Here is a 26,581-nt window from a genome sequence, read left to right as displayed (position 1 = left end):
TCTCGACATCAAGATATCCCCAGAGATATCTCGACATCAAGTTACCCTTCAGTAGGATCAGAGGGGGGCGAGACGGAAGTACAGCAGTCCGAGGACCACGACGGAGAGGACCGGGGCGAGGAACTTCTGCTCGAAGGCCCGGCCCGTCTTGATCCCGATCTTCCACGGCAGCACCCAGCGCTGCCTTATCGGCCACAGCACCGGACAGCCCTTCTCCGTGCAGCAGTCCCCCGTGATGTGCGTCAGACACCCGACCGCGACCGCCAGCCCCAGCCAGGCGTATCCCACGTTGTCGCTGCGGAACGTCGCGAACAGGCCGACCGTCAGACCGAGGTTGACCATCGCGGAGGCGAACTTCTTGCCTGGGATGCCGATCCCGATCGCCCGCAGCGCCAGGCCGATGAGCAGCACGACCAGGATGTCGCGGCCGATCGGGTAGGCGTTGGCCAGGTAGTGGGCGCCGAACCCGGCGCCGACCGCGAAGAGGAGGGAATGGGTGGCGTTGCGGTGACCGCCGCTCAGCCAGGCGACAGCCTTGCTCAGCCCCCAGGTGACAGGGCCGAAGGTCTGGGCGATCGTCGCGCTGGGATGGTCCAGATCCGGCAGCATGGCGGCGCCGGAGCAGATCAGCGCCCCGGCGACGAACTCGGCCGGGGTGAGGGCGTTCACCATGACACCGGTCTCGATGTACCGGGTGGACTCGGTGAGCAACGGCAGGGCCGCCAGGGTCGGCGCCACCCCCAGCCAGGCGATCGCCCCCGTCAGCGCGTGCGTGTGCCCCATCATCCGCCGAACACCCCCATCAAGATCACCTAGATGACTGTACGGCAAAGCCCGCGTCAAGCGGAGGACCGTGCCACTTTGCATCATCGGTGCGCCGGGGCGGTGAGATCAATCCGGCGGACGGTGACTTCTGGGTCACTGGACGGGGCTCGCCTCGCCGGATGACCGCGACCTTCCCGATGGGAGCGCCCCTGCTCGCCTCCGTTCACACCCGGGGAACGGACGGGGCCGTGATCGGCGCCGCCGAACGGCAGAGGTCACATGGAACGGGCGCCCCGCCGGAGATCTCCCTGGCGGGACGCCCGTACGTCCCAGAAACGACAGACGGGACCGTTCCGTACCGAAAGCACCCCCCAGCCCTTCCGGCACGGAACGAATCCCGTCTATGTCCTTTGTAACGTGCAGGTCTCAGTGCTTGTTCCGAAATCCGCTGAGAATCGCGTGATCTATCTCACTTTTTCGCTGGGTGATGTCGATCTCACCCTGGGTATCCGCCGTCGGGTGGCCCGACGGGGAGAACGATCGGGGCGGCGAAGCTGTGACGGGCAACGCTTCCTCAAGATCTTGTCAGTGAGCCGGCCAGCGTCATCACCGGATTCTGGCGTCGCCCCAAGACGACACGTTCCCTGTCATGTCGTCTCCGTGTACTTGGTGACACGCTCCTTAACGGAACGCCGACTCTCATCACCGTCAGGCCTACCCCCGGACACGAACGCCAGGATGTCGTCTACCGCGTCGCGCAGGCTTTCGAAGTGACGGTGCGCTCCGTCTGCAGCAACAGGTGTGTTGACATTCCACACGGTCATCCCGGCCCGTAGCCCGGCCTGCACGCCGGAGGGAGCATCCTCGACGACAAGGCAGTGTTCCGGGGTGACACCGAACTGCTCGGCGGCCAGCAGATAGGGGGCGGGTGACGGTTTGCCCTGCTCGACCGCGGCCGCGTCCACGATCACTTCTGGTATCGGTAGCCGGGTGCGGATGAAACGCCCGCGGACTCGATGAGCGTAGTTCGAGGTCACCAGCGCCCATGATCCCGGCGGCAGGCCGTGCAACAGCTCCGATGCCCCGTCGAAGGCTGTATAGACGCCGGATCGCACGTCCTCGTCTTCCAGTTCGTGAAGTACGGCCAGGCAGGCATGAGGATCCCGGTCCGGTGTGACAACGGCGAAGGTCTCCACTGGCCGGGTTCGAAGCGCCACCTGGTAGACCTCCTCGGGGTCCAGGCCATACCGCGCCGCCCACGTTCTCCAGACCCGGCGTTGGTTGTCCAGGGCATCGATCAACGTGCCGTCGACGTCCAAAAAGACATATCTGTCAGGTTCGGGAGGCTGATAGGTAGACATGCGTTGATTATGGCAATTGGTCATGTTTGAGGGTTGCGCCGCGAGCGGAACTGCCCTGGGCAAAATGCCTGGCCAGGAGGGGATGCCGAACGGGCCGGCCTGTCCTGGCAGCGAGGCCTTGAGCTGGGCGGCGCCTTTGACCTGGTAGGGGTGCGGATCACCGGGTGCCTGCTTGCCGGGTGGCGGGCGGCAGGGCGGGGGCGACCACGGTGGGGCGGCCTCCGACCCGGCCGCGGGCCTTGGCTGCGGCCAGGCCCTCGCGGGTGCCGGTGACGATGAGTTCCCGGATGAACTCGGCCAGTGCCGCGAAGACGTGGAAGACCAGTCGTCCGCCCGGGGTGGTGGTGTCCAGGCTTTCATGCAGTGAGGTGAAGCCGATCTCGCGGCGGCGTAGTTCGACGCGCGGGCGCGCGGTAGACGAAAGTGGGGCCCATTCAGGCCGTCCGAAGACCCAGGTGGGGCCGCGCCGGATCAATCCTTGTCGAGGAACGCGGACGGGCCGCTCAGCATCTCCAGCAGGATGTCGACGTTGTCGATCGCGGCGACCAGGCATTCGCGGGCCGCCTGCATCTCGGCGACGTGCTCTTTGGCAGGACGTTCACAGATGATTCCACCGAGGTGTTCCGAACCCACCTACCAGACCTGTCGGTAAGGCTGGCCCCACCAGGTACACGCGAGGTCCGGCACCACGCCAGGACTTGTGAACGCGAGCCCCGAGGTAGACGAATGGCGTCCAGGCCCCCCACGCCCACTCGGCGTATCAAATGTATCGTTGCATTGATACATTTGTTGGGTAACGGGAGGTCTGGCATGTCACCGATGACGGCGAGGCTCGTCGAACTGCTGCTCCCACCCATCCTGGCGTTACTGATCGGGTTTCGACCGGTGTCCGGAAGGCGGGTCGCCCGTTTCGCCGCCGAATACGACATCGCCCTCACCAGCGGTACCCAACCGATTCTCTCCGTCTACCTGGCTAGAACAAGCAGATGGCGGGCCGCCGGTGGGGCGATCGGCTGGCTCGCGGCCAGCGCGTTCACCTCCGGCAGCGGCTACCACTACTTCCTGGGTGTCGCCGGATACCTGGCCGGTGCACTGGCTGCCGAGATCGGGACGTCCCTGCCGATGCCCGAAGGCCGTCGCCGAGCCGCCCTCATGGTGCGTAAACCAGGTGAACGCCTGACCTGGTGGGCGCACTGGGGCCCGGTTCTCATCGTCACGGCGCTGGGCGTTCACACCTGGCTCTACCAGGTGTGGCCCAAAGCCGGGCATACCAAGGTGGCACCGTCCCAAATAATCCTCGACCTGGCGGGCATCGGGCTGGCCACGGCCGTCATGTGGCTATCGTGCCGGTTCATTGTCATGCGCCCCTGGCCAGTGCGTTCCCTCGACCTTGACGCTGCCGACGACGGGATCCGGGCGAGTTCGCTGCAGACCATCGCCGGGGCGTCGCTGGCCCTGATGTGCCTGGCCACCCTCGACGCGATGTGGGCCATGCTGCTCGACCTCGACGCCCCGGAACCTTTCAACTGGGTCATGAGCGTGCTGGGTTTCGCGATGGTGCTGGCAGCGCTGTACTCCTGGTTCGGCATCCGCACCCGACCACGGCCCGCCCCGAAGGTCCCGGTGTGATCGTCGAGATCGATCCGGACGCGGCCACGCCACCGTACGAGCAGCTCAGGGCCCAGATTGCCGCGCTGATCCGGACCGGAGGACTGGCGGTCGGCGCCCGCCTCCCGAGCATCCGGCAACTCGCCCGCGACCTCGGACTGGCAGCGGGGACGGTCGCTCGCGCCTACCGTGAGCTGGAGGCCGCAGGGTACCTGCGCGGCCGGGCCGGTCAGGGCACCGTCGTGCGCGAAATCCCTCAACTATCCGAAACCGAACGTACCGCCCGCCTCGCCGACGCCGCCCGTACCTACGCGGCCGCGGTCCGCGAACTCGGCATCGAGGTCGACGTGGCGCTCACCACTGCGCAGTTCCACCTAACCCACCCTGCCAGCTGACCCAGACTGCCGATCTTCCGAGTGAGGGCCAGCCCTGCGGCCGCGGAAAGATCGAGCGGCTGTTTTCCACCGTCCACCAGACGTGCCTGTCGGCGCTGTCCGGCTACGCCCCCACGGGCCTGCCCGAACGCGCCCGCCAGGCCCGCCTGAGCATGGCGCCCTCGCCACCGACGAACTCGCCACCGTCTTGGCCACCGCGTTCGGCCATCCTTGGCCTCGGCATCTTCGATGCCACGACAACAGAGGCCATCGCCGCGATCGCCCGCACCACCGCAGGCAACTTCCGGCTCATCACCCGGCTGCTAGACCAGGCCGAGTGTGTCATGAAGCTCAACGAACTCGACCGGATCACCGCCGAAGCCATCGACACGGCCCGCGACGCCCTCGTCATCGGCACCATATGACCGCGTTGCCGACGATGACAGGTCGGCCAGATAGCGCTGCCGATTTCCGGTCAAGGAGTGTTGCCCGTCACAGCTGGCGAAGGCCCTTGTGCACGCCTTCGTGCGGCCCGGACCAGGCAAAACTCTCATATCGCCGCATAGGCTTGTCTTTAGAATGTTCTCGATATATCTTTGAGGCATCGAGAGCGGTCTAAAGAGGATCGCGACCAAGGAGGAAACATGACTTCCGCACACATGATGGGCGGCCGGTGGGCAGGGGCCATCCCCGCCGAGTTGCGGCACGAGATGAAGCGCGCCGCCAGGGAGACCTTTCGGACCATGGCCGCCGGCTGGCAGCAGGGCGGCCCCCACGACGAGCCCGGCCCGCGTCGCGGATGGGGCCCGCACGAGCACCGGCAGCGAGGACACCGCGGCCCCTTCCCCGGCGGCGCCTTCCCGTGGGACTTCGGCCGGGGCGGCCCGGGGCGAGGCGGCCCGTTCGGCGGGCGGCCGCCGTTCGGCCGGGGGCGCAAGGCGAAGCGGGGCGACGTCCGCGCCGCGATCCTCGCCCTGCTCTCCGAGGAGCCGCGCAACGGCTACCAGATCATCCAGGAGATCGACCGGCGCAGCGAGGGAGGCTGGAAGCCCAGCCCCGGCGCGGTCTATCCGGCGCTGCAGCAGCTCACCGACGAGGGCCTGGTCCTCTCGGAGGAGAGCGACGGCCGCAAGTCCTTCCGGCTCACCGAGGCGGGCCGGGCCTACGTGGCCGAGCACGCCGACGAGGTGCGCGCCCCGTGGGAGGAGATGACGCCCGACGTCGACGACAGCACCTGGGAGCTGATGAACCTGGCCCGCCAGTCGGGGTTCGCCATGCTGCAGATCCTGCAGACCGGCACCGACGAGCAGATCCGCCAGGGCAGGCAGATCCTGGTCGAGACACGCCGCAAGCTGTACCAGGTCCTGGCAGACGGCGACCCCGGCGAGGAGTGATCTTCGATGACGTCCCGGGACGATCTCCGCATCGGAGACGCCGAGCGCGAAGCGGCCATGACGGCTCTGCGCGAGCACTACGCGCAGGGCCGCCTGACCCACGAGGAGCTCGACGACCGCATCGAACGGACCCTGTCCGCACGCACCGGCCGTGATCTGGCCCTGGCCTCCGCCGACCTGCCCGACCTGTACGGTTCCCGCCCCGAAGACGACGGCGGCGCACCCGGCTGGGCGGGCCCGGGGTGGACGGGAGCGGGGCACGGGGGCCACGGCCGTCGCGAGTACCGTCGTCGCGGCCACGGCCGGAGCCGGATGGCGGACCACCCCACGGCCTGGCACCACCGCGGAATGGGCCGCCGGGGCGGGCCGCCGGCCTTCCCGCTGTTCCTCCTGGTCCTGGTCGCCGTGGTGGCGATCGCCGGGTTCGGGGCGCTCAAGTTCGTCTTCCTGGCCTGGCTGGTGATGGGCGTGGTGGGCATGGCGCATCGCAGGCGAGGACGCCTCCACCGGCCCGGAGCCTAGGGACGGCCCCGCGTCTGCCCCGGAGCACGGGGCTCAGCGGGGCCCGCGCCGGGTCTACCCCATCTCCTCCAGCTTGCGGCCCTTGGTCTCCTTGACCTTCCACCACACGAAGGCGAAGGACAGCGCGGCGAAGAAGGCGTATCCCACGTACGCGCCGGCCAGGCTCCACTCGGCCAGGGACGGGAAGGAGACGGTGATCAGCCAGTTGGCCACCCACTGGGCGGAGGCGGCCACGGAGAGCGCGGCGGCCCTGATCCGGTTGGGGAACATCTCACCGAGCAGCACCCAGACGACGACGCCCCACGACAGCGCGAAGAACAGCACGAAGACGTGCGCGGCGACCAGGGCCACGACGCCCTGCGTCGCCGGCAGCCTGACGGTGTCCCCGGTGGGGACGCCCGCGCTGAACGCCCACGCGGCCACGGCGAGGGCGATCGTCATGCCCGCGGAGCCGATCAGCAGCAGCGGTTTACGGCCGATCCGGTCGACCAGCGCGATGGCGATGAACGTGCCGACGATGTTGATGATCGAGGTGGAGAAGCTGATCAGCAGCGAGTCGCTCTGGTTGATGCCGACCGACTGCCACAGCGCCGACGAGTAGTAGAAGATGACGTTGATGCCGACGAACTGCTGGAAGACCGAGAGCAGGATGCCGATCCAGACGATCGGCAGCAGCCCGAGCGACCGGCCGCGCAGATCACGCAGCCGTGGCCGGTGCTCGCTGCGCAGCGAGTTCTGGATCTCCGCCATCCGCGCGTCCAGGTCGATGTGCTCACCTTCGACCTCGGCGAGCACCCTGCGCGCCATCGGCAGCTTGCCCACCGCGACGAGGAACCGCGGCGACTCGGGGATGATCGTCGAGAAGAGCAGGTAGAGCAGGGCCGGGACCAGGCAGGCGCCGAGCATCCACTGCCACGCCTCAAGGCCGAAGAGCTTGTTGTTGACGTTGCCTCCGGCGAACTGCGCGATCGCGTAGTTGACGAGCTGGGAGACGGCGATGCCGAGGACGATCGCGAGTTGCTGGAAGGAGCCCAGGCGTCCCCGGTAGGCGGGGGGCGCGACCTCGGCGATGTAGGCGGGACCGATCACCGAGGCCATCCCGATCCCGACGCCCGCCAGCACCCGCCAGAAGGCGAGGTCCCAGATCGCGAACGGGAGCGCCTGGCCGATGGAGCTGATCGCGAACAGGATCGCGGCCACCTGCATCGTCCTGGTGCGCCCCCAGCGATCGGCTATACCCCCGGCGATCCACGCGCCGATCGCCGAGCCCAGCAGCGCGATCGCGACCACGAACCCGATCTGGACCGGGCCGACACCGAAGTGTTTCTGGATCCCGGTGACGGCACCGTTGATGACGGCGCTGTCGTAGCCGAAGAGGAACCCGCCGATCGCCGCGGCGGCGGTGATGAAGACGACATGCCCCAGGTTCTCACTGGAGGTGCCCGAAGGGGTGGTACCGACCATGACAGTCCTTTCCCCCGAAAAACCCAGGTATCCATGGATCGACCGTCAAGGTCGCATCCGATCGCGATCGAGGGGTTGTCCATGTCATGAGCTGCGAAAACACGCCTCTCATCTACAGATGATTGTCTCACAGCGGCCGTTAGTGGATCAGTACGACTCTCCGGTTACGGCCTGCGCGGGCCGGCGGCGCATCCTGCCTCCTCCGCCCCCGGAACTCCCCTACCAGCGCAGGATCGCGGCGACCCCGTCGAAGTCGGCGAGGGTCTCGGCGGCCTGCCGGTCCAGGACGATCACCTCGGCGTCGATGTCCAGGGCACGCTCGATCATGCGCTCGCCCATCCTGTCCTCCTGGACGTGTTCGTGCGCCGACTCCCCCTGCGGGATCTGGTCGGGCGGGCAGAGCCGTCCGTCGGCCGTACGGCTGCCGCTCCACTCGCGTGACTCGGCCAGCAGCAGCTGCGCCACCCGGCTGTCGTTCAGCGCGTTGAGCGTGTCCGCCAGGCCGACGGCTCCGCGCCCGCCGGACAGGGCGGCGTCCTTGGCCCCGTCGGCCAGTGCGGTGGCGAACCGGGTACGGGCGGCCAGCAGCTGAGGCTCCGCGTACTCGGCGATCTTCGACGGGGGCAGCGCGTCCACCACCGCGTCGATCTGGATGACGTCACCGGTCAGTTCCGCCGCCACGATCTCCGTCAGCTGGACGTCCCCGATCAGCGCGATCGCCGTCCAGCCCCGGTTCGCGGCCTGTTCGGTGACGCCCGGCCCGGCGGCGCGCAGGAGCCTGGCGAGGTTCTCATCGACCCGGCGCTCGAACTTGTCCCGGGCCGCCACGGTCTGCTGGGCGAGACCCGAGGGGGCGGGACCGCGCATCCGCCGCCAGTCCTCGGTGTTTATCTCGAAGTCTGTCCGGCCGGCCTCCTCGGCCATGCCGTAACGGTAGTCGATCATGCGCAACCCGTCCCGGGAGACGAGTACGAGCCCGGCGGGCGGCGCGGTCTCCACCGTGTTGACCAGCGGTCGCACATAGGCCGTCGACTCCAGCACGACCTGGTCGGCGACCGGCAGCTGGAAGGAGAAGGTCCATACCTCGTCGCTGCCGACCGGGGCGAACAGCGCCCGTCCCAGCCCGGACTCGGTCGGATTGAGCAGCAGCGCGAACTCCGTCTCCAGCTGCTCCAGCCGCGCCAGGACGGCCGTCCGCCGCGGCCGGTCCCCATCGGCGCTGATCTGTCTGCGCAGGTCGGCGAGCTGGTTGCCGAACCGGATCCGCCACGCGGGCCGGACCGCCGCCTCCTCCCGGGGATCAGCGGTCACATAGAACGACAGCACCCCCTGGTCGTCATGGATGGCGACGACATCCCGCAGAGCCGCACGATCGAATCTCACGACGTTCCTCCCTGGTGGCCCGGTCTCCAACGATATGGACACCTCCAGGAAGAGCCGTCGCACCAATCGGGAAAATGCCTTCCTTCTTCTCTTTACCCGCCCTTCTCTTTACCTGCGGATCAGAGACGCGGGTCCACCGGCTCGGACTCCAGTGCCAGGACGGCGAATACCGCCTCGTGCACCCGCCACAGCGGCTCGCCCTCGGCCAGCCTGGACAGCGCCTCCAACCCGAGGGCGTGCTCCCGCAGCGCCAGCGAGCGCTTGCGGCCCAGGAAACGGCGGCGCAGGACCTCCAGGCTCTCGGTGTAGTCGGGGCCGTAGATGATCCGCAGGTACTCCCGCCCGCGCACCTTCACCCCCGGCTGCACCCGGCCGGCGGGCACGGCCGCGCCGGTGGCGTCCGCCTGGTGGGGCCACTCCAGCGGCTTGACGACCATGCCCTCGCCGCCCTCGGCCGTCAGCGCCGACCACCAGGCGGTCGCCGCGTCCCTGGACTCCTGGGAGGCCAGGTCGACGGTCAGCTGCCGGGTGGGGGCGATCAGCGGGTCGGTGAGCCGGGAGAGCATGTCCAGGTGCCAGGAGTGCGGCTCCTGCACGGCGGTGGCCCGGCCCTCGCAGGCCAGGATCTGGAACGGGGCCAGGCGCAGGCCGTCCAGCCCGGAGACCGGCCAGCAGTAACGCGCATAGGCGTCCCTGAACCGGGCAGCATTGACCAGGCGACGGCGGGTGCGGTCCAACAGCTCGCCCACCCCCAACCCGCGCCCGGCCGCCGCCTCAAGGAGGCTGACCGCCTCGGGCAGAGCCGTACGGGCCGCGGCCCCCACCGACGCGTACTGGTTGCGGATCAGTCCCTCCGCCTTGGCCGACCAGGGCAGCAGCTCGCAGTCGAGCGCCAGCCAGTCCGTCTCCAGCTCGTCCATGATGGGCGCGCACACCTGCCTGAGCCGGTTCACCAGGTCGGTGGTGTCGGCGAAGAACGGCCTGCCGGTCCGGGTGTAGACCGCCCCCGCGGTCCCGTCCTCCACCCCGAACCGGGCCGCCGCCACCTGCGGGTTCCTGGCCAGTACGGCCACCGCACGCGAGCCCATGTGCTTCTCCTCGCACACGACCCGGGTGATCCCCGCCTCGGCGAACTCCGTGAACGCCTCGGCCGGATGCTCCAGGTAGCCGTCGAGCCGGGAGGTCTCCGGGGGCGCCATCGTCGGCGGCAGGTAGACCAGCCAGCGCGGGTCGACCGCGAACCGGCTCATGATCTCCAGCGCGGCGGCGGTGTTCTCCTCCCTGACCTTGATACGGCCGCCGCCATGCCGTACCTCGATGTGCCTGACGCCTCCGACGTCGTCGATGGAGAGCACCCCGGGGTCACGGTGGCCGGGGGCGGTGAACGGCCTGACCGACTCGTACCAGACCTTCTCGGCGGGCACCGAGACGATCTCCTTCTCCGGGTAGCGCAGCGCGGTGAGCTTCCCGCCGAACACGGCACCGGTGTCCAGGCAGATCGTGTTGTTGACCCACTCGGTCTCGGGGACCGGGGTGTGACCGTAGACGACCATGGCCCGGCCCCGGTACTCCCGCGCCCACGGGTAACGCACCGGCAGGCCGTACTCGTCGGTCTCGCCGGTGGTGTCGCCGTACAGCGCGAAGGAGCGCACCCGGCCCGAGGCGCGGCCGTGGTAGGCCTCCTTCAGCCCCGCGTGCGCGACGACGAGCCTGCCCCCGTCGAGCTGGTAGTGGCTGATCAGCCCGTCCATGAAGGCCAGCGCGGCGGCGCGGAACTCCTCGGGCTCGGCGGCCAGCTGGTCCAGCGACTCCTGCAGGCCGTGGGCGACCCTGACCTTACGGCCGTTGAGCGCGCGGGCCAGCTTCTGCTCGTGGTTGCCCGACACGCACAGCGCCGTCCCGGCCGCGACCATGCCCATGACCAGGCGGAGCACACCGGGCGAGTCCGGTCCCCGGTCCACCAGGTCGCCGACGAACACCGCCGTCCTGCCCTCGGGGTGGACCGCGCCCGTGCCGCCGGGCTCGACGTCCCAGCCCAGGGTGCGCAGCAGCGTCTCCAGCTCGGCGCGGCATCCGTGCACGTCGCCGATGACGTCGAACGGACCGGTCAGCTCACGCCTGTCGCTCCACGCCTTCTCCCGGACGACCGTGGCGGCCTCGATCTCGTCGGATCCGCGCAGCACGTGGACCCGGCGGAAACCGTCCCGGGAGATCTTCGCCATGGAGCGCCGCAGGTCCTTGCCCTGCCGCTTGATCACATGGGGTCCGAAGTCGCGGTCGGGCCTGGCCGCGTTGCGCTCGATCGCCACCTCCTCCGGGACGTCCATGACGATCGCGTCGACCAGCACGTTGTGGGACCTGGCCAGCTCGATCAGCTTCTTGCGCGCGTCCCACTGGACGTTGGTCGCGTCCACCACGGTGAGCAGGCCCCGCCGCAGGCGGGTGCCGACGATGTAGTCGAGCACGTCGAAGGCGTCGGGGGTGGCGGCCTGGTCGTTCTCGTCGTCGGCGACCAGACCCCGGCAGAAGTCCGAGGAGACCACCTGGGTCGGCGCGAAGTGCCTGCGGGCGAACGTCGACTTGCCGCTCCCCGAGATTCCCACGAGCACGACCAGCGACATCTCCGGCACAGCGATCTCAGTCATCTCCGCCTCCCGCGCCCGTGGCGCTTGCCTTACCGAACAGGGCCAGCTGGGTGGGCGGTCCCACCTCGGGGTCGTCGTCGCCGACCGGCCGGAAGTCGACGCGGTAGCCGTACTCCTCGCCGGTCTTCGCCGCCCACGCCCGGAACTCCGCCCGGGTCCACTCGAAGCGGTGGTCGGGGTGGCGCATGCCCGTCAGGAAGTCATAGCGCACGTTGTACTCGGCGTTGGGGGTCGTCACGATCACGTGTGCGGGCCGTGCGACGCCGAAGACGACCCGCTCCAGCGCGCTCAGCCGGGGCGGATCGACATGCTCGACCACCTCCATGAGCACCGCGGCGTCATACCCGGCGAACCGGTCGTCGGTGTAGGTCAGCGCCCCCTGGAACAGCTCCAGCCGCGCCCGTTTGCGGTCGGGCATCCGATCGATCTTCAGCCGCCGGGCCGCGATCGCGAGCGCCTGCGCCGACACGTCCGTCCCGGCCACCTTCGTGAACTCCGGCCGGCCCAGCAGTTCCCCGACCAGTTGCCCCGACCCGCAGCCCAGGTCGATCACGGTGCGCGCGCCGGTCTCCGCCAGCGTGGCGAGGACCGCCTCGTGGCGCAGCGCGTTCAGCGGCCGCCTGGGGGCGGCCTCCGCCGCGGCGGTCCCGGGGGCCGTCACGGAGACCCCCTCGGTCACCTCGGCGCCCGTCTCGGCAGCGGGGAGGGCGGCTCCGCCCGAGGACTCTCCGACGATCGCCTCGGCCGTCGCGGCGGCCTCCTCGCCGTCTCCGGCGGTGACCTCCTCCTCCAGCGGAGGATCGAGCTCCTCCTCGACGTCGTCGCCGATCTCGGCCAGCCGGGCGAAGGCGGTACGGGTGAGGGACGAGCGGCGGCCGAAGTAGCGACGGGTGATCAGGCCCCTCGCAGGGTGGGCCGCCAGCCAGGACTCACCCGCCCGGATCAGCTTGTCCACCTCGTCGGAGGCCATCCAGTAGTGCTTGGCGTCGTCGAGCACCGGGAGCAGCACGTAGAGCTGGTTGAGCGCGTCCGCCAGCCGCACCTCGCCGCGGAGCGACAGCCGGACGTAGCGTGAGTCGCCCCACTCGGGAAACTCCTCGTCCAGCGGTACGGCCCGCGCCTCGACCGTCCAGCCCAGCGGCTCGAACAGCCGGTGCGCCATCTCGGGGCCGCCCCGGCAGGGCAGCGCGGGCAGCGCGATCTCCAGCGGGATGGGTCCGGCGGCCAGCTCGGGACGACTGTCGCAGCGGCCGGTGCGGGCGGTGCGGAAAACGTCCGCCAGCGCCACGGCCAGCAGCGACGACGCGGCATAGGGCCGGTCGTTGACATACTGGCCAAGGGCGTGGTCGGGCGTGGAGCGGCCGCGCGAGCGCACCAGGCGCACCGGGTCGACGTCGAGCATCAGCGTCGCGGTGCAACGCTCCTCGTCCGCCTCCGGGTAGAAGACGCGCGCCACGCCGTACGACTGGCCGAACTCCTGGATCCGGTCTGGATGCTTGTGCAGCAGGAATCCGAGGTCGGTGGCGGGCCGTACGGTCGTGGAGATCGTGAGCAACACCCGGAACAGTCTGCCCGATACCCGATCATGAGGGCCATCGGTTAACGGAACGGACACCGCCGTGACCGGACCGGCCCCGCGGGACCGGCCCGATCACCAGCAGCCGGCCGGTGCCTCAGACGTGGGGCAGGACCTCGGCGGCGATGAGTTCCAGGTGGTCCAGGTCCGACAGGTCCATCACCTGGAGGTAGACCCGCTCGGCCCCCAGCCCGGCAAACTCGCCGATCTTGTCGACCACCTCGGCGGGAGTGCCCGCCAGGCCGCTCTCGCGGAGCACCGCGGGGTCGTGACCGGCGGCCTCGGCGCGGCGCGCGACCTCACCCTCGTCGGCGCCGACGGCGACGGTCTGGGCGGCCGAGAGCACGATCCCGGTACGCCCGTGCTCCTCGCACGCCTCCCGGACCCGGCCGAAGGCCAGCTTGGTGTCGGCCAGCGTGTGGAACGGCAGGTTGTACTCGTCGGCGAACCGCGCGGCCAGCCGCGGGGTGCGCCGGGCACCGAACCCGCCGATGATGATCGGCGGCCTGGGGCGCTGCGCGGGCTTGGGCAGCGCGGGCGAGTCCGCCAGCCGGTAGTGGGCCCCCTCGAACGAGAACGTCTCCCCCTCCGGCGTGGTCCAGAGCCCGACGAGGATCTCCAACTGCTCTTCGAACCGGGCGAAACGCTCGCTGACCGGCGGGAACGGGATTCCGTACGCGGTGTGCTCGGCGTCGAACCAGCCGGTGCCCAGACCCAGCTCGATCCGGCCGCCGCTCATCTGGTCCACCTGGGCCACGCTGACCGCCAGCGGGCCCGGCAGCCGGAAGGTGGCCGGAGTGACCAGGGTGCCGAGCCTGATCGTGGAGGTCTCTCTGGCCAGACCCGCGAGAGTCGTCCAGGCGTCGGTGGGACCGGGGCCGGGGTCGCCGGGCCCGATCCGCATGTAGTGGTCGGAACGGAAGAAGGCGTCGAACCCCAGACGCTCGGCGGTCCGCGCGACCGTCAGCAGTTCCTCGTAGGTGGCGCCCTGCTGCGGTTCGGTGAAGATCCTCAACTTCATGAAAACCATTATCCGGTCACACCGGACGCCATCCGCAGAAAGCCCACGCCGTGCAGGCGGTGCTTGCTAACGTTCTGGCTTTCGGTCCCACCGGTGACGGATCGACCACTCAGCGCGACTGATCGGCGTCACCGAGAAGGTCAACGGACCCGGCCTGAAGTCCGGGACATCCTGGGGAGAGTTCGGTGAACGCCATGTCGGGGGCGCCAGACCGCTCCGCCGCCCGCCGGGCACGCGAGCCGGGCACACCGCCCCGGCCCCTGGTCGTGCTCGCGGCGGCCGCGCTCGTCACCGGGACCGGCCTGGCCGTCTGGTCCCTGCCCGCCACGTCCGACAACCGGACGGGAGCCGACCGCGCGCCCCATGCCGGGAGCGCGTCGCCTCACCTGACCCGGACCGCGGCGGGCCGGCCGCCGGACGCGGCCTCTCCCCCGGCCGCCGCCGTCCGGCCGTCAGGTTTCGTGGCGTTCGTGGACCCCGTCCGCGACCCGCTCTCCACTTTGCCCGGGACCGCCCGGCGGGAGCGACCCCGGTGGTTCACCCTCGGCCATCTCACCGCCGGACAGGACGGCTGCACCCCCGTATGGGGAGGACCGCGGAGGCGGGGCGGCGATCCGGTCGCCGCGGTTCTGGGCCGGCTGCGCGCGTCCGGCGGTGACGCCGGTCTCGCCTTCGGCGGCCGGGGCGGCAGCGAGCCGGCCGCGACCTGCGCCGACCTCGGCCGCCTCACCGCCGCCTACCGCCAGGTGGTCGGTGCCTTCGGCGTCACCTACATCGACTTCGAGGTGGAGGATCCGGGCGGCGACGAGACCGTCCTGCGCCGTGCGGGAGCGATCAGGGCTCTCCAGCGCGAGGCCGCCGCGAAGGGGCACCCGCTCACCGTGAGCTTCACCCTGCCGGTGACCGGCACCGGCCTGTCCCCCTCGGACCAGGCGATGCTCCGGTCCACCCGGGAGGCGGGCGTCGACATCGCCGCCGTCAACCTCCTCGCCCCGATCCGGCACACCCCCACCGGCCGGACGGATCTGCACCAGGTCGCCTTGGCCGTGCACGCCGCCCACTCCCAGCTCTCCCGGACCATGGGCGAGACCACCGCCTGGCACCGGGTCGCCCTCACCGCCGTCCTGTCCGGCCCCCGGGACCTCACCGTGGCCGACGCCCGCAAGCTCACCGCCTTCACCACCCGCAACGGGCTGGCCTGGCTCTCCACCCGGGGCGCGGCGCCGGCGTCCGACGTTGCCCGGCTTCTCGCCGCTCTTCCTCACTAGACGGCCGCCCCCCAAGGGGTTATAACTGGGTTATAACCCCTTGCTAACCCTAAAGGGAGGCGTAGTGCCGAAGATCAATGTCTATCTGCCCGACGAGCTGGCCGAAGCGGTCAAGGAGACGGGTGTGCCGGTGTCGGCCATCTGCCAGCGCGCCCTGGAACAGGCGGTACGGCGGGTCACGGCCATCCGGGAGACGGCGCTGGGCGCTCCGGACCTCGACGACCCGACGGCACGTCTCACCCATTTCACCGGACGGGCCCGGACTGTGATCAAGCTCGCGGTGGAGCAGGCGGGCGCCGAGGGGGCGGCCGAGGTCGGCACCGAGCACCTGCTGGGCGGCATGCTGGCCGAAGGCGGCAACCTGGCCCTGCACATCCTGCGCGCCGTGGAGATCGACCCCGGCCAGGTACGGCGCGAGCTGGACCGCCTGACCCCCGGCGAGCCGCCCGCCCCGCCGACCGGCTCCCCCCTCCGGTTCGGCCGGCCCGCCGCAGGGGCGCTGGAGCTGTCCGTCACCGAGGCGACCGGCATGGGGCACAACTACGTCGGCTGCGAGCACCTCCTCCTCGGGCTGATCGCCGAACCGGACGGACCCGGCGGGCAGATCCTGCGGAGCCTCGGCGCCGAACCGCGGCTGACCCGCCGCGCCGTCACGGCCGCCCTGGCCGGCTACGTCCACCTCCGGGCGCAGAGCCAGTCCGGCGGCATCCCGGCCGACCCGGCCGCAGCCCTGACCGCCGCCATCCGGCGGGAGCTGGAACCGATCGTCCAGCGGCTGGAACGACTGGAGGAGCAGACCGGCCGCAGCGGAGAGTAGGGTCCGGGGTCGGCGAGCTCCTCACGGATCTCCCGGTGCAGCGCAGTCTCCAGGCTCGCCGGAAGGCTTCCCCTGGAACGGATGACCACAGCCAGTGGACTGCCCGCCGTCCGCGAGTCTCTGCGCCTGGCCCTGCTGGATGCTCCACACGGCAGCCCATTGGTGGTGGAACTCGCCGAGACAGCCGTTGAGCACTACGCGCTCAACTACTCCCGCCACGCCCCCGGCATGCTGTTCGACGAGGTGCACGCCGCCCGCGGCCTGCTCGGCGAAGCCTTGGCCGCACCCGCAGACGGTGTGACTGGAGCTGAGCTGCGCCGCGCGGCCGGATGGCTGTCAGCGTTGCTCGGCAACCTCGCGTTCCACCTCGCAGACCGCAGCGGAGCCCGCGCCCACCTTGCCGTCGCCGCGTCCCTTGGCGACCGTGTCGGTGATGATCGGCTCGTCGCGTGGACGCTCGGACCACAGAGCATGGTCGCCCGGCTGAGCGAAATATGAACGACGGCAGCGACTCAAGAGGATCCGGGAAGACCAGGAGCTGACTCAGAAAGAAGCGCCCGCCTTCCCGAAGGAGAGCGGGCTCTTCGCCGTGTCCAAGGTCAGCAGCAGAGCTCATCGGTGGCGCTGGCGGGTGCGGCTGCTGCGGCGAGACCGGCCGTCACACCGACGGCCATGAGGGCTGTGAGAATGGCGGCGGCAATACGACGACGCATGAGGATCTCCTCTGGGAAGGGGGTGAATTTCACTTTCCCTCGCCTCCCCGGCACGGTCAAGACCGGCGGCGGCCCGTACGTGCGCATCAGCAGGTGGCAACCATGCTCTGCGGCGACCGAACCCTGCGGATCTCGAAGCCCACCGCGTCCCCGAAGATCGGGCGTTGCAACGACCGCCGGCAGGCGAGATTTTCGGTCCTGAGGTGTTTCATGATCATGCGTATCCCGTGCGCGCAGATCCTGCAGGAGCCCCGGGGACCGCCAGGGCTCTCCAGGACACATCACGTCGTGTCGGGTTCATTCCGTGCCGGGTATGGCTGGGATGTCAAGGATGGCGAGGAAGGCGGTCGCCGCGGGCGTGCGGCCGTCGCGGCTCCAGATGACGTATTCGACGCGGGTCGGCGCGTCGGCGACCTCGATGGTGGTTACGCCGGTGAGCTGGGACACGTAGGCGGAGGGGAGCATGGCGATGCCGAGGCCCTGCCCGACCAGTCGAGCCATCATGAAGTCCGCGGTGGTCACTTCGAAGGCGACGTCGCGGCTGAGGCCGGCGGCCGAGAAGGCCTGGTCGGACTGGGCGCGTCCGGCTGTCTTGGCCGGCAGGTCCACGAACACCTCGGAGGAGAGCCTGCGAAGGTCGACCACTGGTTCTTCGGCGAGGGGATGGTCGGGCGCGACCACGGCGACGAGCCGGTCACGGGCGAGTTCACGGGCGTTGACACCTTCGGGTCGCGCTGTGGTCGGCAGCCCGAGGAAGGCCACTTCGATGGCGCCTTGCCTGACCTGCTCGACGAGTTCCTCGCTCGCGCCCACGCGCAGGCTGATGCGCACGTCCGGGTACCGCCGGCGGAAGTCACGCAGGGCGCCTGGGATGTCGACCGCGGCGACGGTGGGGATCAGGCCCACGGCGAGCCGTCCGCGTACCTCACCGACAGCCGCGGCGACCTCGGTGGCTGCGCGCTCGGCGGCGTCCAGGCACTGACGGGCGGCGGGGAGGAACGCCGCACCGGCCGGCGTCAGCCGCACCCGGCGACTGGTGCGCTCGAAGAGCCTCGCACCCAGTTCCCGTTCCAGGCGCGCGATTTGGTGGCTGAGGGCGGACTGGACGACCAGACAACGTTCGGCGGCCCGGGTGAAGCTGTTCGTCTCGGCGACGGCGACGACATAGCGCATCTGCTGGAGCTCCATGGATCTATCTTGATACACGATAGATGAGGTGACAATCATGTGTTGGACTCATTGATAGCCGTCAGGTGAGACTGTCAGCGTGACAAGTCCAGCAGCACAGAGGGTTTCCGACGGAGCCGGCAGCGGTGCTCCCCGTGGAAATCCGCCTCGCACCGTCCTGACGGTGCTCCCTCCCGTGGTGTGGGGCACGACGCATGTCGTCACCACCGAGCTTCGCTCGCCGGGACACCCACTGCTTACGGGACTCTTGCGTGCGTTGCCCACCGGCCTGATCGCGCCGGGAGTCACCCGGCCGCTGCCGCGCGAAATTGAGAGGACGAGCCAATCATGAACATCACGCCACCAGGTCAGCAGGCGGCCACCGCCGCTGATATGTGGTTCGATCCGCGCTGTCCGTGGGCATGGATTGCCTCCCGCTGGCTGCTGGAGGTTGAACGGGTGCGATCCGTCGAACCACGTTTTCACGTGATGAGCCTCTCGGTGCTCAATGAGGGGCGGGAAGTGCCGGAGAAATACAAGAAAGGCATGGTCGAGGGTTGGGGGCCGGTGCGCGTCTGCATCGCAGCCGAGCAGCAGTACGGTTCCGAGGTGCTGCGGGCGCTCTACACCGCCATGGGAACCCGGATTCATCACCAGAAGGCCGGCTTGGGGCGAGACATGCTGCTCGCCGCCCTTGCCGATGCCGATCTGCCGGCAGAACTCGCCGATGCGGCGGAGACAACCGAATACGACAAAGCGCTCCGCACCAGTCACCACGCCGGCATGGACCTCGTCGGCGCCGAGGTCGGCACTCCCGTCATCCATGTTCCCGGGTCCGACGGCGAACTCATCGCGTTCTTCGGCCCGGTGGTCTCCCCCATTCCGCGCGGCGAGGCCGCCGGTCGCCTCTGGGACGGTGTCCTTGCCGTGGCAGGCACCGACGGCTTCTTCGAACTCAAACGCACCCGCACCCGCGAACCCGTCTTCGACTAGCGCATGCGGGTGGCTTGCCGCCGCAACACACGGGTGGCGACCCCTCCTGAGGGCATCGCCGCTGTCGATAACCGCTGTTTGGAGCTGCGGATGACGACCTCCGCCATCGAGGAACGGTTGAACGTGAACGCATATATGTCGCCTGGCATCGGCGGCTTCGGTGACAGGTGTTCCGGTATGGAGAGCGGCGCGGCATGAAGGGCGGCCGGCCACTCCTCACCGCGGGTGTGACGGCGCTGGCACCGGCGATCTGGGGAAGCACCTATCTGGTGACGACCGAGTGGTTGCCACCGGACCGCCCACTGCTGGCCGCCACCGTGCGGGCGCTTCCCGCGGGCCTGATTCTGCTGGCCTTCGCCCGCACGCTGCCGACCTGGATCTGGCTGTGGCGCGCCCTGGTGCTCGGCACGCTCAACATCGGCGCGTTCCTCTTCCTGTTGTTCGTCGCGGCCTATCGCCTACCGGGTGGTGTCGCAGCGATGATCATGTCGGTGCAGCCGATGTTTGTGCTGATCTTGGCGGCGCTGTTCATCGGGGACAGAATTCGGTTCACGCATGTGGTGGCCTGTGGCCTCGGCGCAGGCGGTGTCGTGTTGCTTGTGTTCAAGGGGACGGTGGCACTGGATTTCGTCGGTGTGGCGGCGGCGCTGGGTGGAGCGGCCTGCATGGCTACCGGCATCACGCTGACCAAACGGTGGGGACGCCCAGACGGAGTGGGGCTGCTTCCCTTCACCGGCTGGCAGCTCCTCGCGGGCGGACTCGTCTTGTCGCCCTTCGCGCTGTCCATCGAAGGGCTGCCGACCACCATCACCGGAACCAACATCATCGGGTTCGCTTATCTCGTCTCCCTGGGCGCCGTCATCAGTTATGCGATCTGGTTCCGCGGGATAGAGAGGCTGCCGGCACTGGCGGTCTCTTTTCTTTCCTTGGGCAGTCCGATTGTCGCAACCCTCCTCGGATATCTGTTTCTGCACGAGACGTTGTCGATTCTGCAACTGGTCGGAATCCTGGTGATCATTATCGCCGCGCTGCTCGCACAGCCCCGACCGGCCAAGCCACGAGGGCCCGGCCCTCACGATTCCGCCGACAGCGACAATCCTGCGGAACTCGGGCGGGATCCCATCGCGGACAGGACAGGGGGGCGTTCGCGATGACATGCGAACAACTCCCGAAGCGACCCGCCGGCGTTCCGTGAATGGATTTCGGAACACCGCCGAATCCGATGGATGCGGTCAACATTGAAATACCGCGGTTCTTCCGTAATTCCATAGCCTGAACAATCAGAGAGAAGAAATGCGCACACAGGATGACCGCCCACCCTCGGCTTTAAAGGCGTGGCTGGGCGTCGCGGCGATCACGGCCAGTCTGTTCGTCTTCCTCACCACCGAGCTGATGCCCGTCGGCCTGCTTACTCCGCTGAGCACAAGCCTGGGTATATCAGTGGGTGTCGCCGGGCTGATGGTCACTTTGCAGGGCATCTCAGCCGGCCTGGGCGTACCGTTCATCGTGGCCTGGACCAGGCGCGTCAACCGGCGCGTGCTGCTGTCCACGCTGCTGGCGATATTGGCCCTGGGAAACCTCATCACCGCCATCTCACCGAACTATGCGCTGATCCTGACAACGCGGCTCATCATGGGATTCGCCAGCGGTGTGTTCTGGGCCATCGGCGTGAGCATGGCGATGCGCATCGTCCCGGAACGCCACGCGAGCAGGGCGGCCGCAGTCGTGATGTCCGGCATCTCGATCGCCACGGTGGTGGGCATACCACTGGGAACAATCCTTGAAAGCCTCACCAGCTGGCGAACCACTTTTCTCATCTGGGCCGGCCTCAGCGTGCTGGTGTTCCTCGCGGTCGCTGCCCTGGTCCCATCACTGCCATCGGCGAACGCGGTTTCGGTCCGGGAGGTCTTCGGGCTCCCGGTCAAGAACGTACAGCTACGCCTGGTGTTGTTCATCGTCGTGTTCTTCGTGCTCGGCCATTTCGGCGCGTACACTTTTGTACGGCCCTTCTTGGAGAGCAACGCATCCGCCACGCCCGTCTTCATCACCGTGGTGCTGATAATCTTCGGCATCGGAGGCGCCGTCGGAAACTTCGTCGCCGGATACACGGTGAACAAAAGTCTGAGAGGCAGCTTCATCGTCGGCTGCGTGGGACTCGTGGTCTCCTTGCTGTTGCTGCTCACGATCGGCGACGGGCAGGCCGGTTCGATTGTTTCGCTGGTCCTCTGGGGACTTTCCTTCGGCGCCGTGCAGCTGTGCCAGGTCAATATGACGCTCGCTGCCGCACCCGAAACCTTCGAAGCCGCGATGTCGCTCAACACCATGGCGTACAACACATCCATTGCGCTCGGCGCGCTTTTCGGTGGACTGTTCGCCGACAACGCAGGTGTCACAAGTGTCGTCTGGTTCGGTGTGGCGCTGACCGCGGCTTCGCTGCTCCTGCGGATCAGCACCGGCCGGAAGGCCTCAAGCACCGTCTCTTCGGATGACGAGTTGGTCACCCGTGGATGAGCCCGTCCTCCGATCCCGATGAAGGAGTGAGGGGCACATATATGGCTCTTCTGTCGTGGTGACGGGTGCTGTTCCATGATCGAGTGGGGCGCGCGCCGTACCACCGTCCACGTTTCCGAGTCGCGAGACACCGGAACGGCCAAGGACGGGGCGGCGTGCGCCCCACCAGAACATTGCGGACCCGGCAGCCGGCGGGGCCACCGTCTGCCTGAAGACTTCACACAAAGCCGGTGATGTCTGGGTGGTCACCCGCCGACAGTTCGACCTGCACCCTGTCCGACGCCTGGTGGCTCTCCCCTGAGGTGATGTCCCCGCGCCGGCGCGTGTCGACCACGGCCGCACCCGGTTGGAACTCCCGGCCGATGAGGTCAGGCCGTCCGGCCGCGGCCGGGTCGGCGATCGTGGTCACCTGTCGGCGGCACCGGTGACGGCCCGGCAACCTGCCGCCGGTCACCCCGCCTCGATCGCCGGTGTCGCCCTCGTTCTTGGCGGACACCGAACGGCGGACGCTGTCTCCTTCCTCGCCGACTCGGGCTACGGCTCGAACGAGCACCCCGACACCGTCGCCGAGCTGGCCCAGGCGATCGCCGAGGCCGCGATCGACGCCGCCTGCAAGGTGATGCGCGAGCACGGGCCGAAGCCCGAGACCGACTCGACCGCGCCGTACCGCGCCCTGGACGCGCCGTGAGCTGCCTCGTCCGGCGCCGGTGGAAGGTTCATCGAGCCATCGGCCGAGTGCGGACCGAGCAATGCACCAGATGCGGCACCACCCGAATCCGCGTTCGCTTAGAGCGAGCCCACCACGGCGACATTCCCGGCTGCCCGGCCTCCTCCAACGCGACTACCCCTGACCAGCCGAACTCCAGATCAGCAGAACGAGTACGACCTCATCAGCCGCCGACCCCGACAGGAAAGCTCCCCTGTGGACTCGCACGCATGCGCCGCCACCCACGGCCACGACGACCACCCCGCCCAGATGATCCAGAACGTCCAGATCGGCCTCTGACCTCGAAGGAGCGCCACCCGATGATCGAGACCTACGCCATGGACGACGACGGGAACCTCGTCGTCACCTGGAAGGCCGAGACCCCCGGGAACACAGCCGAGCTCAAGGAGCATGCGCCGGCGGCCGATCGTGGCTGACCGCCCGCCGCGTGCCCCCCGCATGCTGGAGCTCATCCGGTACGCACGACTGTACGACGCCGGGTATGGGCCGCGCTGGATCGCCCACGAGATGGGCGTGGGCCTCCACCGCGTCCGACTCCTGGAGCGCGCCCTGACCGCGCTGAGGACGACGACCTGACCGTGTGCCGGATGGGGATCCACGGTAGGAACCTGATCGCGCACCGCTCAGACGCACGCAGACCCCAGAGCGGGAGTTTGCCTATTCGCGCAGGCCGATCGGCACTGACCTGGGCGAACGCCATCCTGTGATCCGCTGAGACACGAAGGCCCGCCACTGAGCGGGCCTTCATCTGTCCAGGCATGACAGACCTAGATCCCTTGCAGGCGTGTCTCGATCTCACTGAGGCGACTGCCTATCTCGGCCAGGTGGTTCTCGAGGTTCTCGGCGACCCGGAGCGTGGCCCACACCTGCGCCGCCGCCACATCGCCCTTCTGCAACGCCTTGCGCGCCTCGGTCTCGTAGTCGTTCCGCTCGAATGACTGCATCCGTCCCCCTTGCCGATGAGCTGAACGTCGTCAACGTAAGCAGCCCGCCGCACCGCGTGCTACGCGACCGGTGAAGACAACGCACTGTCCCACGGGTGATGGCGTCGTGGTCTTGACCGGAACAGCCCTCAAACACCCCCGGGGTGGGGCGGTGCGCCGGCTTCCTACCACGCTCCCACCGTGCGTGATGCCCCTGCGGCTGGGCCTTCTGTGACCAAGGAACTCAGGAGGCTGGACCGCCTCAGAGCGTGCGGGCGGCTTGACTATGCGACTGAACACTCGCCTTTTTCGGGTCAGTGTCGTCAATCGAGTCAGGCGTGGTCGGCTTAAGGATGTCGTCACGCATCGCCCTGTTCAACGCCCGGGTCTTTCCGCCACCGTCCATTCGCCTGCCCTGCAGAGCTGCAGCGATTCTCGATTCAGTGACTTCGACGTGTGTGATCCCAGCTTTGAGGACTTCCCTGCTGCAGATCAGAAGTAGTGCGTCTACTGCTTGACGCCAATCTGCTTCGGCTATGGCGATCGTCTCCGCAGTGATCTCTTCTGCATCCTTGGGTAAGTACGGCTTTTCAAGCTCACGGATCAAACGGTTCCAGGCATTCCAGTAGTGGAGGTACGTCTCACGCCGCTCCTGCCGTAGCTGTTTAGCGTGCTCCCAATGAAGGGCGCGTTTAGCGGCCCGCCCCTGCCAATGCTGGGTCAGGAAAGCCGTCCCGAACCCCATCGCTCCAGCAAGTAGCACTCCGCCAAGGGCAAACCACGCACTCGTTGCATCTGCTGCCATCGAAAGCCCTTCGCTCAGCCCTGAGTTGAACCTTCGATTATGAAGCGCTCACTGCCACTTTTCAGGTGGTCTCACCACCCAGCCGAAGAGGAACCGCCGGGCGCCTAACCGGCCGCGTCTCAGAGATGGTCGACACCGCCATCGCCAACCAGATCAACCCCGGTGAGGTCATCGATCACGACGTCATCGTGTCGGCTATGCCCTTCCCCGGTGGGGGGCGACCCGAGCTCACGATCGTGGTTGTGGGCTACGACGGCACCGCACCCATCCACGTGGGCACCAGCCGTACACTGCCGACGCCTTACGATCGCGAGAGACACACACTGCCACATGCCCCTGCACAGTAAAGGCCCTGCACCGTAGCCTGAGGTTGTCGAGACGCTCAGGAAGGTGCAGAGCCTATGAACGACGGTAGCAGCATCGGCAACCAGCTCAAGAGAATCCGGGAAGACCAAGACCTGACTCAGGAGGAGCTCGCCGAGCGGGCCGGCCTCAGCCGGGACATCATCGCCAAGCTGGAGCAGGGCCGCCGGAAATCAGCCCGGCTGACCACGCTCATCAAGTTGGCCAACGCCCTGGACGTCGACCTGTCCAAGCTGACCGACAAGCGCGACCGCATGGGCGCTGACCGCGACGGCGGCAGCGTCCTGGCCCTTCGCGACGCCCTGCTCTCACCGTCCTTCCTGCCCAACCTCGATGATGGCCACGACGGCGAACCCACTCCGCTCGGCGACATCAAAGCCGCGGTGGACGACGCCTGCCGCCGTTACTGGGCCGGGGAGTTCCCCGCGCTCGTCGCCCAGCTCCCCGGGTTGATCGCCGAGGCCCGGCTCGCTCACTCCGCGCTCGGGCCAGCGGCCGTCTACCCGCTGGCAATGGCCTACGACCTGGCCGCGAGCATCATGGTTCACCTCGGCCGCGACGACCTGGCCGCGATCGGCGCCGAGCGGGCCATCACCACCGCGCATGGCGGCGGCGACGAGCTGTTGTGGGCCACTCTGCACGGCACCTACGCCTGGGTCATGCTCCACCAGGCCCGGCTGCAGGACGCCGAGCGCCTCGCCGCCACGATGGCCCAGCGCATCGAACCCAGCTTCTCCGCCCCGGCCACCCACGTCGCCGTATGGGGCAACCTGCTCATGACCGCGCTCGCCCCGGCCGCCGCCGCCGGCCGGGACGTTGCCGAGTACATCTCGCTCGCCACGGCCGGGGCTGAGCGGCTCGGAGAGCGAGTGCCCTTCTACAACTCGTCGTTTGGGCCCGCGACGGTGGCGATGCAGGCGACGCACGCTTACACCGTGCGGCGAGAGCCGGACAAGGCGCTCAAGGCGTCCCAACGGATCCACCCGGGAGAGGTGACGGGCATCTCCTACGGACGGCATCTCCTCGACGTGGCCCAGGCGCACTTCGACGCCCGGCGCCATGCCACGGCGGTGCAGCGGTTGCAGGAGGCGCAGGCTCTGTCCCCAGTGTGGTTCCGCCACCAGGGGGTCGCTCGGTCTTTGGTGCGAGAGATCCGCGAGGAGGAGATGCGCCTGTCGCCTGCGGTGCGGTTATTGGTGAGGTCGCTCGACATCGAGAGTTAGGACAAGGCGTCCTCATTGGTGGTCAAGAAAACCCACCAGACGGACAATGCGTCCCTGGTGACCTAGATCGCATGATCTCACTATCGGTACATGCCATGTCACCGAACGCTTGAAGCGAACGGCCTGCACGGATTTCCCGACGAGCCGGACCGCCATGAAAGACCCGGCGGGTACACCGCAGCCGTTCATGCCGTGCAGCTGCTGCGACAGGCCCTCAGTGACCGCGACATCCCAACGTTGGACACCGACGTCATGGTGATGCGCAGCGGCCACCCGACGCTCAGCATCGCCCAGGGCGTGCTGGTGTGGTGTGGTCCCGAGCGGTTCCGCTGGCCCAGCGAGACCGGCCTGTGGTCCTGGCACCCCGTCTGTGATCCCGAGGGCGCGGCCGTGCGCCTGGCCGCCCAACTCGACAAAGACCCGGTATTGCAACTGCGCCGCGCCTTCCCCTGGTGGACGATCCTGCGGTTCGCCGGCACCGACCGGTTCTGTGCCGCTCCCGCAAGCGCGGATCTCTCAGGCGCTCCGGCGGTTGAGGCGGGAACGCCGGAGGCCCTGGCAGCGCTCCTACGAGCAGTCGAGCCATCGTCATGATGTCCCCACCCGGATATGACCGATGGGCCAGCCTGCCAGCCTCCGGCCACGCGCCCAACGCCGACCAGCAGATCATCATTTCCCGCATGCTCAACAACGCCGAGCGGGCCGTCAAGAAACTGCAGGAACGGTGGCAGGCCGAGCGCGACGCCGGTCCGGCACCCCGGTGACGGGGCAGCAGTACGGCGCGGTGGAGCTGATGTCCCGTTGGGAGCTGCGCCGCGAGGACCTGAACACCACAGCCGATGTGCTGGGCGTCGACCGACTCTCCGACGAGGAGTGGCTGAGCGCCTCGGCTCTCTATGAACAGCACAGCGGCGCAGCGAGAGCGTCTCCGGCGCCGCTGTGCGAAGTCCCGCGAACT

At 68.6% G+C, this 26,581-nt stretch carries 31 protein-coding genes; 18 read left to right on the top strand and 13 right to left on the bottom strand.

Annotated features, from left to right (window positions below; all coding sequences use genetic code 11):
* Positions 1-57 precede the first annotated feature (57 nt).
* The 4 genes from OHA77_RS33785 to OHA77_RS33770 form a co-directional block, all read right to left on the bottom strand.
* On the bottom strand, positions 58-786 hold the full coding sequence (locus OHA77_RS33785) for a metal-dependent hydrolase (RefSeq protein ID WP_406313367.1): 729 nt from the start codon (positions 784-786) through the stop codon (positions 58-60).
* A 626-nt stretch (positions 787-1,412) separates the two neighbouring features.
* Positions 1,413-2,126: an HAD family hydrolase gene (locus tag OHA77_RS33780; RefSeq protein ID WP_406313366.1), complete on the bottom strand. Its 714-nt coding sequence runs from the start codon at positions 2,124-2,126 to the stop codon at positions 1,413-1,415.
* Between the two features lie 157 nt (positions 2,127-2,283).
* Positions 2,284-2,601 carry a recombinase family protein gene (locus tag OHA77_RS33775; RefSeq protein WP_406313365.1) on the bottom strand — a complete coding sequence of 106 codons (318 nt, stop codon included), beginning with the start codon at positions 2,599-2,601 and terminating at the stop codon, positions 2,284-2,286.
* Complete coding sequence (locus OHA77_RS33770) at positions 2,598-2,759, bottom strand: hypothetical protein (RefSeq protein ID WP_406313363.1); 162 nt, start codon at positions 2,757-2,759, stop codon at positions 2,598-2,600. Before OHA77_RS33770 ends, OHA77_RS33775 begins: the two co-directional genes overlap by 4 nt.
* A gap of 177 nt (positions 2,760-2,936) precedes the next feature.
* Between OHA77_RS33770 and OHA77_RS33765 the strand changes: the two genes are divergently transcribed.
* The 5 genes from OHA77_RS33765 (at position 2,937) to OHA77_RS33745 (ending at position 6,024) form a co-directional block, all read left to right on the top strand.
* Positions 2,937-3,755, top strand: a complete 819-nt coding sequence (locus OHA77_RS33765) for a hypothetical protein (protein ID WP_406313362.1) — start codon at positions 2,937-2,939, stop codon at positions 3,753-3,755.
* A complete protein-coding gene (locus tag OHA77_RS33760) occupies positions 3,752-4,129 on the top strand; it encodes a GntR family transcriptional regulator (RefSeq protein ID WP_406313361.1) in 378 nt (125 codons plus the stop codon). Before OHA77_RS33765 ends, OHA77_RS33760 begins: the two co-directional genes overlap by 4 nt.
* Before the next feature lie 152 nt (positions 4,130-4,281).
* Complete coding sequence (locus tag OHA77_RS33755; RefSeq protein WP_406313360.1) at positions 4,282-4,533, top strand: hypothetical protein; 252 nt, start codon at positions 4,282-4,284, stop codon at positions 4,531-4,533.
* 219 nt (positions 4,534-4,752) lie between these two features.
* Positions 4,753-5,502 carry a PadR family transcriptional regulator gene (locus OHA77_RS33750; protein ID WP_406313359.1) on the top strand — a complete coding sequence of 250 codons (750 nt, stop codon included), beginning with the start codon at positions 4,753-4,755 and terminating at the stop codon, positions 5,500-5,502.
* A 6-nt stretch (positions 5,503-5,508) separates the two neighbouring features.
* Positions 5,509-6,024: a DUF1707 domain-containing protein gene (locus OHA77_RS33745; protein ID WP_406313357.1), complete on the top strand. Its 516-nt coding sequence runs from the start codon at positions 5,509-5,511 to the stop codon at positions 6,022-6,024.
* 54 nt (positions 6,025-6,078) lie between these two features.
* Here the strand turns inward: OHA77_RS33745 and OHA77_RS33740 are convergent, their stop codons facing one another.
* The 5 genes from OHA77_RS33740 to OHA77_RS33720 all read right to left on the bottom strand — a co-directional run bounded on the left by OHA77_RS33740 (position 6,079) and on the right by OHA77_RS33720 (position 14,113).
* The gene (locus OHA77_RS33740) at positions 6,079-7,488 is read right to left on the bottom strand and encodes a sugar porter family MFS transporter (protein ID WP_406313356.1); all 1,410 of its coding nucleotides are present in this window, start codon (positions 7,486-7,488) and stop codon (positions 6,079-6,081) included.
* A 219-nt stretch (positions 7,489-7,707) separates the two neighbouring features.
* The gene (locus OHA77_RS33735; RefSeq protein ID WP_406313355.1) at positions 7,708-8,871 is read right to left on the bottom strand and encodes a VLRF1 family aeRF1-type release factor; all 1,164 of its coding nucleotides are present in this window, start codon (positions 8,869-8,871) and stop codon (positions 7,708-7,710) included.
* Between the two features lie 119 nt (positions 8,872-8,990).
* Complete coding sequence (locus OHA77_RS33730; protein WP_406313354.1) at positions 8,991-11,516, bottom strand: polynucleotide kinase-phosphatase; 2,526 nt, start codon at positions 11,514-11,516, stop codon at positions 8,991-8,993.
* Positions 11,509-13,074 (bottom strand): 3' terminal RNA ribose 2'-O-methyltransferase Hen1, encoded by a 1,566-nt coding sequence (locus OHA77_RS33725; protein WP_406313352.1) that lies wholly within the window; start codon positions 13,072-13,074, stop codon positions 11,509-11,511. The genes OHA77_RS33730 and OHA77_RS33725 overlap by 8 nt, the downstream gene beginning before the upstream one ends.
* A 115-nt stretch (positions 13,075-13,189) precedes the next feature.
* The gene (locus OHA77_RS33720) at positions 13,190-14,113 is read right to left on the bottom strand and encodes an LLM class F420-dependent oxidoreductase (RefSeq protein WP_406313351.1); all 924 of its coding nucleotides are present in this window, start codon (positions 14,111-14,113) and stop codon (positions 13,190-13,192) included.
* 185 nt (positions 14,114-14,298) lie between these two features.
* Between OHA77_RS33720 and OHA77_RS33715 the strand changes: the two genes are divergently transcribed.
* The 3 genes from OHA77_RS33715 to OHA77_RS33705 all read left to right on the top strand — a co-directional run bounded on the left by OHA77_RS33715 (position 14,299) and on the right by OHA77_RS33705 (position 16,696).
* Positions 14,299-15,381, top strand: coding sequence for a hypothetical protein (locus tag OHA77_RS33715; protein WP_406313349.1), 1,083 nt, complete (start codon positions 14,299-14,301; stop codon positions 15,379-15,381).
* Between the two features lie 64 nt (positions 15,382-15,445).
* On the top strand, positions 15,446-16,198 hold the full coding sequence (locus OHA77_RS33710; protein WP_406313348.1) for a Clp protease N-terminal domain-containing protein: 753 nt from the start codon (positions 15,446-15,448) through the stop codon (positions 16,196-16,198).
* A gap of 81 nt (positions 16,199-16,279) precedes the next feature.
* A complete protein-coding gene (locus OHA77_RS33705; RefSeq protein WP_406313347.1) occupies positions 16,280-16,696 on the top strand; it encodes a hypothetical protein in 417 nt (138 codons plus the stop codon).
* 512 nt (positions 16,697-17,208) lie between these two features.
* On the opposite strand, the gene OHA77_RS33700 is transcribed toward OHA77_RS33705, so the two are convergent.
* Positions 17,209-18,099 carry a LysR family transcriptional regulator gene (locus OHA77_RS33700; protein ID WP_326824169.1) on the bottom strand — a complete coding sequence of 297 codons (891 nt, stop codon included), beginning with the start codon at positions 18,097-18,099 and terminating at the stop codon, positions 17,209-17,211.
* Positions 18,100-18,426: 327 nt separating this feature from the next.
* Between OHA77_RS33700 and OHA77_RS33695 the strand changes: the two genes are divergently transcribed.
* The 4 genes from OHA77_RS33695 (at position 18,427) to OHA77_RS33680 (ending at position 21,582) form a co-directional block, all read left to right on the top strand.
* Positions 18,427-19,071, top strand: coding sequence for a disulfide bond formation protein DsbA (locus tag OHA77_RS33695; RefSeq protein ID WP_406313346.1), 645 nt, complete (start codon positions 18,427-18,429; stop codon positions 19,069-19,071).
* A gap of 3 nt (positions 19,072-19,074) precedes the next feature.
* Positions 19,075-19,269 (top strand): uracil phosphoribosyltransferase, encoded by a 195-nt coding sequence (locus tag OHA77_RS33690; protein ID WP_406313345.1) that lies wholly within the window; start codon positions 19,075-19,077, stop codon positions 19,267-19,269.
* On the top strand, positions 19,266-20,225 hold the full coding sequence (locus OHA77_RS33685) for an EamA family transporter (RefSeq protein ID WP_406313344.1): 960 nt from the start codon (positions 19,266-19,268) through the stop codon (positions 20,223-20,225). Before OHA77_RS33690 ends, OHA77_RS33685 begins: the two co-directional genes overlap by 4 nt.
* 139 nt (positions 20,226-20,364) lie before the next feature.
* Entirely contained in the window at positions 20,365-21,582 is a 1,218-nt protein-coding gene (locus OHA77_RS33680) for an MFS transporter (protein ID WP_406313343.1), read from the top strand.
* A 217-nt stretch (positions 21,583-21,799) separates the two neighbouring features.
* Here the strand turns inward: OHA77_RS33680 and OHA77_RS33675 are convergent, their stop codons facing one another.
* On the bottom strand, positions 21,800-21,991 hold the full coding sequence (locus tag OHA77_RS33675; RefSeq protein ID WP_406313342.1) for a hypothetical protein: 192 nt from the start codon (positions 21,989-21,991) through the stop codon (positions 21,800-21,802).
* Between the two features lie 15 nt (positions 21,992-22,006).
* Here OHA77_RS33675 and OHA77_RS33670 point away from each other — a divergent pair, with 15 nt between their 5' ends.
* Together OHA77_RS33670 and OHA77_RS33665 are read left to right on the top strand one after the other, a co-directional pair.
* On the top strand, positions 22,007-22,270 hold the full coding sequence (locus tag OHA77_RS33670) for a hypothetical protein (protein WP_406313341.1): 264 nt from the start codon (positions 22,007-22,009) through the stop codon (positions 22,268-22,270).
* Positions 22,271-22,717: 447 nt separating this feature from the next.
* Positions 22,718-22,885 (top strand): hypothetical protein, encoded by a 168-nt coding sequence (locus OHA77_RS33665; protein ID WP_406313340.1) that lies wholly within the window; start codon positions 22,718-22,720, stop codon positions 22,883-22,885.
* Positions 22,886-23,076: 191 nt separating this feature from the next.
* Here OHA77_RS33665 and OHA77_RS33660 read toward each other — a convergent pair whose 3' ends face one another.
* Complete coding sequence (locus OHA77_RS33660; RefSeq protein ID WP_326824175.1) at positions 23,077-23,253, bottom strand: hypothetical protein; 177 nt, start codon at positions 23,251-23,253, stop codon at positions 23,077-23,079.
* Between the two features lie 241 nt (positions 23,254-23,494).
* Complete coding sequence (locus tag OHA77_RS33655; protein WP_406313338.1) at positions 23,495-24,037, bottom strand: hypothetical protein; 543 nt, start codon at positions 24,035-24,037, stop codon at positions 23,495-23,497.
* Between the two features lie 125 nt (positions 24,038-24,162).
* Between OHA77_RS33655 and OHA77_RS33650 the strand changes: the two genes are divergently transcribed.
* From OHA77_RS33650 to OHA77_RS33635, 4 genes are all read left to right on the top strand, one after another.
* Positions 24,163-24,384 carry a hypothetical protein gene (locus OHA77_RS33650; protein WP_406313337.1) on the top strand — a complete coding sequence of 74 codons (222 nt, stop codon included), beginning with the start codon at positions 24,163-24,165 and terminating at the stop codon, positions 24,382-24,384.
* 54 nt (positions 24,385-24,438) lie between these two features.
* A complete protein-coding gene (locus OHA77_RS33645) occupies positions 24,439-25,623 on the top strand; it encodes a helix-turn-helix domain-containing protein (RefSeq protein WP_406313336.1) in 1,185 nt (394 codons plus the stop codon).
* Between the two features lie 192 nt (positions 25,624-25,815).
* Positions 25,816-26,217 (top strand): hypothetical protein, encoded by a 402-nt coding sequence (locus OHA77_RS33640; RefSeq protein ID WP_406313334.1) that lies wholly within the window; start codon positions 25,816-25,818, stop codon positions 26,215-26,217.
* Entirely contained in the window at positions 26,214-26,387 is a 174-nt protein-coding gene (locus tag OHA77_RS33635) for a hypothetical protein (RefSeq protein ID WP_406313333.1), read from the top strand. Before OHA77_RS33640 ends, OHA77_RS33635 begins: the two co-directional genes overlap by 4 nt.
* The last annotated feature ends 194 nt before the right edge of the window (positions 26,388-26,581 follow it).

Source organism: Streptosporangium sp. NBC_01639, from assembly GCF_045209755.1.
In the GTDB taxonomy this organism is placed as follows: domain Bacteria; phylum Actinomycetota; class Actinomycetes; order Streptosporangiales; family Streptosporangiaceae; genus Streptosporangium.
Note: the sequence above shows the minus strand (reverse complement) of the source record. Positions and strands in the feature narration are given on the sequence as shown.

Bases quoted from the DNA above. Each gene is read 5' to 3' on its own strand.
- OHA77_RS33785 (WP_406313367.1), bottom strand. From the start codon at position 786: ATGATGGGGCACACGCACGCGCTGACGGGGGCGATCGCCTGGCTGGGG.
- OHA77_RS33780 (WP_406313366.1), bottom strand. From the start codon at position 2,126: ATGTCTACCTATCAGCCTCCCGAACCTGACAGATATGTCTTTTTGGAC.
- OHA77_RS33765 (WP_406313362.1), top strand. From the start codon at position 2,937: ATGTCACCGATGACGGCGAGGCTCGTCGAACTGCTGCTCCCACCCATC.
- OHA77_RS33755 (WP_406313360.1), top strand. From the start codon at position 4,282: ATGGCGCCCTCGCCACCGACGAACTCGCCACCGTCTTGGCCACCGCGT.
- OHA77_RS33750 (WP_406313359.1), top strand. From the start codon at position 4,753: ATGACTTCCGCACACATGATGGGCGGCCGGTGGGCAGGGGCCATCCCC.
- OHA77_RS33745 (WP_406313357.1), top strand. From the start codon at position 5,509: ATGACGTCCCGGGACGATCTCCGCATCGGAGACGCCGAGCGCGAAGCG.
- OHA77_RS33740 (WP_406313356.1), bottom strand. From the start codon at position 7,488: ATGGTCGGTACCACCCCTTCGGGCACCTCCAGTGAGAACCTGGGGCAT.
- OHA77_RS33730 (WP_406313354.1), bottom strand. From the start codon at position 11,516: ATGACTGAGATCGCTGTGCCGGAGATGTCGCTGGTCGTGCTCGTGGGA.
- OHA77_RS33720 (WP_406313351.1), bottom strand. From the start codon at position 14,113: ATGAAGTTGAGGATCTTCACCGAACCGCAGCAGGGCGCCACCTACGAG.
- OHA77_RS33705 (WP_406313347.1), top strand. From the start codon at position 16,280: ATGACCACAGCCAGTGGACTGCCCGCCGTCCGCGAGTCTCTGCGCCTG.
- OHA77_RS33700 (WP_326824169.1), bottom strand. From the start codon at position 18,099: ATGGAGCTCCAGCAGATGCGCTATGTCGTCGCCGTCGCCGAGACGAAC.
- OHA77_RS33695 (WP_406313346.1), top strand. From the start codon at position 18,427: ATGAACATCACGCCACCAGGTCAGCAGGCGGCCACCGCCGCTGATATG.
- OHA77_RS33690 (WP_406313345.1), top strand. From the start codon at position 19,075: ATGCGGGTGGCTTGCCGCCGCAACACACGGGTGGCGACCCCTCCTGAG.
- OHA77_RS33685 (WP_406313344.1), top strand. From the start codon at position 19,266: ATGAAGGGCGGCCGGCCACTCCTCACCGCGGGTGTGACGGCGCTGGCA.
- OHA77_RS33680 (WP_406313343.1), top strand. From the start codon at position 20,365: ATGCGCACACAGGATGACCGCCCACCCTCGGCTTTAAAGGCGTGGCTG.
- OHA77_RS33660 (WP_326824175.1), bottom strand. From the start codon at position 23,253: ATGCAGTCATTCGAGCGGAACGACTACGAGACCGAGGCGCGCAAGGCG.
- OHA77_RS33655 (WP_406313338.1), bottom strand. From the start codon at position 24,037: ATGGCAGCAGATGCAACGAGTGCGTGGTTTGCCCTTGGCGGAGTGCTA.
- OHA77_RS33650 (WP_406313337.1), top strand. From the start codon at position 24,163: ATGGTCGACACCGCCATCGCCAACCAGATCAACCCCGGTGAGGTCATC.
- OHA77_RS33645 (WP_406313336.1), top strand. From the start codon at position 24,439: ATGAACGACGGTAGCAGCATCGGCAACCAGCTCAAGAGAATCCGGGAA.
- OHA77_RS33635 (WP_406313333.1), top strand. From the start codon at position 26,214: ATGATGTCCCCACCCGGATATGACCGATGGGCCAGCCTGCCAGCCTCC.